This window comes from uncultured Cocleimonas sp., from assembly GCF_947495625.1.
Lineage (GTDB): Bacteria > Pseudomonadota > Gammaproteobacteria > Thiotrichales > Thiotrichaceae > Cocleimonas.
Genome location: NZ_CANLZW010000067.1, coordinates 1 through 4766, shown reverse-complemented (window position 1 = coordinate 4766; position 4766 = coordinate 1). Strand labels below are relative to the sequence as shown.

6 protein-coding genes are annotated in these 4766 nt (G+C 40.3%); 4 read left to right on the top strand and 2 right to left on the bottom strand.

Features of this window, described 5'->3' with window-relative positions; translation table 11 throughout:
• Positions 1-172: 172 nt before the first annotated feature.
• Positions 173-859: a winged helix-turn-helix transcriptional regulator gene (locus tag Q1A31_RS20850; RefSeq protein WP_299881724.1), complete on the bottom strand. Its 687-nt coding sequence runs from the start codon at positions 857-859 to the stop codon at positions 173-175.
• Positions 860-1041: 182 nt separating this feature from the next.
• Here Q1A31_RS20850 and Q1A31_RS20845 point away from each other — a divergent pair, with 182 nt between their 5' ends.
• Entirely contained in the window at positions 1042-1266 is a 225-nt protein-coding gene (locus Q1A31_RS20845) for a 4-oxalocrotonate tautomerase family protein (RefSeq protein WP_131906390.1), read from the top strand.
• A 251-nt stretch (positions 1267-1517) separates the two neighbouring features.
• Here Q1A31_RS20845 and Q1A31_RS20840 read toward each other — a convergent pair whose 3' ends face one another.
• Positions 1518-1736, bottom strand: a complete 219-nt coding sequence (locus Q1A31_RS20840) for an ATP-binding domain-containing protein (RefSeq protein ID WP_299881718.1) — start codon at positions 1734-1736, stop codon at positions 1518-1520.
• A 133-nt stretch (positions 1737-1869) separates the two neighbouring features.
• Between Q1A31_RS20840 and Q1A31_RS20835 the strand changes: the two genes are divergently transcribed.
• From Q1A31_RS20835 to Q1A31_RS20825, 3 genes are all read left to right on the top strand, one after another.
• Positions 1870-2856 carry a hypothetical protein gene (locus Q1A31_RS20835; RefSeq protein WP_299881715.1) on the top strand — a complete coding sequence of 329 codons (987 nt, stop codon included), beginning with the start codon at positions 1870-1872 and terminating at the stop codon, positions 2854-2856.
• A gap of 69 nt (positions 2857-2925) precedes the next feature.
• On the top strand, positions 2926-3834 hold the full coding sequence (locus Q1A31_RS20830; RefSeq protein WP_299881713.1) for a hypothetical protein: 909 nt from the start codon (positions 2926-2928) through the stop codon (positions 3832-3834).
• Positions 3835-3870: 36 nt separating this feature from the next.
• Positions 3871-4647 carry a HEAT repeat domain-containing protein gene (locus Q1A31_RS20825; RefSeq protein ID WP_299881710.1) on the top strand — a complete coding sequence of 259 codons (777 nt, stop codon included), beginning with the start codon at positions 3871-3873 and terminating at the stop codon, positions 4645-4647.
• Positions 4648-4766 lie beyond the last annotated feature (119 nt).

Below are 4766 nucleotides of genomic sequence, written 5' to 3'. Positions count from 1 at the left end.
TAGCATCGTGATTCATTAGTTTTTTCTATTCGTAATGGGATTATTCACTTGACGGCGAACAGAGTATCTTTTAGGCACTTTTTCACTGAACAATAATAAGTAACTCGGATAGGCATTACACCCTTCGAGATGAAAGCTGTTATTTAAACGAGTTACTGTATAAATCAAAACTCTATTCGATTTCGACCGCTTCGGGAATGCCTGCAAAAATACTGTAGGCCATCCAGCGCGATACATTACTCGTCAGTTGTGGTGGTCCCAATAGTTTAAGGCGGCTTTCTCGAATTGCTTTCTTGTAGGTGGTATCTCCCATCCACACTTCGATCATGGTGCGTAGGTCGGTATTAAACCAAACATCAACGTCCCTGCCGGGGTCTTCAAGGCACACATCTACTTCGTCATTCTGTACAACTATCCACCATTTTTTTAGATTTTCTAAATCGGTAAAGTTGAATTGAATCGTCGTTTCATTGCCTGCGAGTTTCTCGGGTTTAATACTCCTTACCAGATAGATCATCAATAGTTCGACATCGAGTTCAGAGTTCTGCATTTGGCCACGCGCCCATTTCATTCCCCAGTCGCCCAACTGCATTATGACGGGGTAAAGGTCTTTTCCGGCTTCAGACAAAAAGTACTCGTAACCTTTCTGCATATTGATTTTTTTGCGGACCATCAGGCCGTTATCTGTTAGCTCATTGAGCCGTTTGGTTAGCATCGTTGGAGATATCAGTGCCATGCCGCGTTGAAATTCATTGAACCTTGTAGCGCCCATCAGGGCTTCTCTAATAATTAGAAAGGTCCACTTTTCTCCCAATAACTCGGATGCTTTTGCAACCGGACAAAACTGTTTGTACTCCATCACAACCTCCTAAGTTAACTATGTGTAGTTGCTTACTACACAATCTGTAGTGCATTACTACAGTTTACGTCGCATCTTTTTTTGTCTGCGAATTCTATTATTTCCTCACCAACACAAACTGTTTGGTTTTATTTATACACTTTTTTTTAACAACTTTTTTATTAACTATAGGAAAAAATATTATGCCACTTATTAACGTAAAGCTAATTGAAGATGTATTCACACCCGCACAGAAGACACAAATCATCGAGAAACTTACCGATGCCATGGTAGAAATCGAAGGTGAAAACATGCGCGGAGTGACCTGGGTATATATCGAAGATATCAAGCAAGGCGACTTGGGTATTGGAGGAAAACCCCTCCACGCTAAAGATGTTCATAGCCTTCAACGCGGCGAAGCTGCATAGAGCTTGAACGGGCATCGGCTGTGAAAACAGCTGATGCCTAATCTATTTATAAAACAGATTTTTATTACTTTTTAGGCCATAGGGTGTCATAAGCCACAAATAGGAATAGTGAGATAATAGCGCCAGCCGGAACGGCTATAAATTTCACAAAAAAGTATCCTAAATTATCTCCGAAAATAAAATAAACACCGAAGCTTAGTAAAGAGCCAATGACTATTGTGCCTATTGCAATAACAAGAATATATTTCATGTTATGCGTTGGATAATGATTGCTCTATTCTCGTCGCCTTAACCACCTCTGCCTTAACCCCTGTCACCAAAACACCTTCACTCGCGACAATACTCACCTGCTCTTTCGCACGCGTGATTCCGGTATAGATTAATTGTCTTGTTAACAGAGGCATTTCTTCGTGCGGCAAGATTAAAACCACTTGATTGAATTCTGAGCCCTGACTTTTGTGGATGGTCATTGCCCAAGTGGTATCGTGTGCGGATCAACCATAACTTCTATTGTTTGATGACTTACATCAAGTTAAAGCCTTGCTTAGAAGTGTAGATTGAAAATAGAGAGTGTGTGTCTTTAAGTGACTTTGGAGTGCAATCATGAAATTAAAACATCAGTATTTATACAAGTTACATTTCTGTTTTTTGATACTTATGCTATTCGCAGGCATGAATACTGCACAGGCTGCAGCTTGTACCAATAATAATTGGCAGCCGACGTTTGTTCATGATCTGGATAATCCTGATGGTCCGTGGTATGTCACTCCTAACAGGCAGTTTATAAAACTTCGGATCGTAAATAACCGTGACTGGGCACCGCATGCCTGCGACCTTATTGCTCGATCGGGTGTACGAAATCGAAGAGGATATACAAACTGCCAGCAATACACTCGCATTCAATGTGGTTGCCAACGCGGAGTAAGCGAGGGAAATACAACATGTGCCACTTTCTTAGCAAGGCATAACCGCGCTATCCCTGTTTTACCCTACCAAACGCCCAATAGACCTTCTGCTGATGTTATTCGGCATCAAAATCCTGTCATGAGAAAAAACAAGTGTAGCTGTGAAGACTGGAATAATGATGGAAGATTCGGTGTTGTTCTTGATCGTAGGGTATTACGCAGTAATTACGGTACATATGCACAATGCATGAATTTTGCTGACACACTCAAAGAGTGTACGGACCCGGATGTGATACGTCACTCAAACACGGTAATGGCGGGTGGAATAGACGCCAAAATTATTAGTATGGATCAGTGCAGGTATGCCAGTGGCGGTAGACCCAGTGAGCGAAGCCATTACAATTGCAAGGTTACATATTCACTACAAAACACAACTAATTCAAGAATTAGAATGACAAGTAGCTGGTATGAAAAGCAAGACCTTTTAGGCAAGGCTCGTCGTGGTGGTCTTAACAATTCTTTTCTAAACCCGGGTCAAAAAAGGATAAGTAAGCTTGATTGTACTGTCCCACATGATCGTAAAAGGGGTACGTTAAAACTCGGTGGAACTGGTTATCACTATTTATTAAAACCAACTCCGAATAAAGACCAGTTTAGATGGCGGCTTGAAAAGAGTTGCCCTTAGCTATAGCGATATTTATGAACCGATAATTCCTGTGCAAATAATAAGCACATTTAATAGTGGAGCACGTAGATGAGAACAAACAATCATTTTTTTAGGAAGTTACAGTTTCTTACCTTGATGCTTATACTGTTCACTGGTATCAACACAGCAGAAGCCGCAGCATGCACAAACAATAACTGGAAACCTACTTTCGTCCATGATCTGAATAATCCAGATGGGCCTTGGTATGCTGTAAATGGGCAATTTATTAAGGTGCGTATTAAAGATAATTGGGATTGGAGACCCCATGCCTGTCGCCTTATTAATCAATACGGCATTCGTGATAGAGCGGGATATACGAATTGTCAGGAATACACACGTATTCAATGCGGTTGCAAGCGTGGGCTCAGTGAAAGAAATTCAACCTGTGCCAGTTTCTTATCGTGGCACAATAAGAAAAGCCCAACATTAGCTTATTTAACAAATAATAATGGAATAAAACCATTCCCTGCTCCGAACGTACCCTTTAACCCCGAAGGTATGGTGCCATTTCCAACTCCTGAAAATTCATATATTCACTGCCCAAAACGCAACCCAGGACAAAAAAGTTGGTACAAATACCCGGCAAACAATAAAGAAACATATCTTACTTGCTCATACTTTAAAGATGGAGGGTTGAGATCGGAAATACCTTATGTAAATAGAAAAAAGCAAGGTATAGAATTGCTATATAAAAGTGAAAAATATCATCGTCTAGGCTACAGAACCATGCACCGAAACGGGAAAAAGCATGGAGCAAGAGAGCAGTGGGCAATTGACCGTAAAACTGGCAAGCATTTTATGCAATTCAAGACACGTTTTGACAATAACAAAAAAGTGGGCATACATTGTAAATACAAGCCGAATGGAAGCACCGAATTTTGGACTGACTCTAATCATAAAAACCGGTGTTTCAGTAGCCAATCGTCATATTGCGAAGACAGATGTAGAAATTATTAATATTTCAGGTTTACGGAACAAGGGAAATTTAGAATTATGGGTATCAGACAGTTAGTTTCATTTTTCACACTCCAGATGCTGTTTTTTGCGTTAATTGCTAATGCAGATTCTGGAAGTACGAGTTTAAAAGTTTCTGACACTAATTTTTTAAACAAATTAAGAACAACAACTGTAGTTGAGGATCGTCTCGATCTTCTCAGAGTACTTGAAAAGAAACCCTCAGAAAGCACCCGTTTAACCCTAGAGATAATTGCACTTGATACCAAAGAAGATGAGAGTGTACGCATGCAGGCTATATGCTCTCTAGGTGATTCAGCAACCAAAGAGAGCGTACCCATTTTACTCGATATTCTGGAGACTGACCTAATTCAAAGACGTGGCTTCTGGGCATGTGTGATTCCATTACTCTCTAATCTAAATGATAGAAGAGTCATTCCACTATTAACTCGCATAGCCAACCTTAATAAAGACCACCTTGCAGGAATGGATCACATGGCCATCGAAGCTCTGGCAGAGATTGGTGATGAAAGAGAGGTTTGTTTACTCAACAGCAAAGCTTACATCGTGCCGGTTAGACTGAGCATCATAAAAGGTTTGGCTCGTATTGGATCCATTCAATCGGTTGATATATTGATCGGAGCATTACAAGAGGAAGATGAACCAGAAATAATCAAAACTGCTGAAGCTGGATTGCTGAAATTAAATGAAGTGGCAATTCCGGCACTTAATAAGGCATTGCAGGAAATAGCCGAAGGCTGGAATGAGAGTTACCGTTCACGGATTAAAAGTATCATCATACAAATACAACAATAATAGAGTACCAAGCATTAATTGATTCATAAAAGCCCCCCCCCACAGGGCAAACGCATTAAAAATTGTTAATTTCAAATAACTTATGAGATATTCCTGATTTTTATATCAGGAGTATGTCA

Excerpts from the sequence above, each read along its gene's own strand:
- Q1A31_RS20840 (WP_299881718.1), bottom strand. The coding sequence starts at position 1,736 with ATGACCATCCACAAAAGTCAGGGCTCAGAATTCAATCAAGTGGTTTTA.
- Q1A31_RS20825 (WP_299881710.1), top strand. The coding sequence starts at position 3,871 with ATGGGTATCAGACAGTTAGTTTCATTTTTCACACTCCAGATGCTGTTT.
- Q1A31_RS20830 (WP_299881713.1), top strand. The coding sequence starts at position 2,926 with ATGAGAACAAACAATCATTTTTTTAGGAAGTTACAGTTTCTTACCTTG.
- Q1A31_RS20835 (WP_299881715.1), top strand. The coding sequence starts at position 1,870 with ATGAAATTAAAACATCAGTATTTATACAAGTTACATTTCTGTTTTTTG.
- Q1A31_RS20850 (WP_299881724.1), bottom strand. The coding sequence starts at position 859 with ATGGAGTACAAACAGTTTTGTCCGGTTGCAAAAGCATCCGAGTTATTG.
- Q1A31_RS20845 (WP_131906390.1), top strand. The coding sequence starts at position 1,042 with ATGCCACTTATTAACGTAAAGCTAATTGAAGATGTATTCACACCCGCA.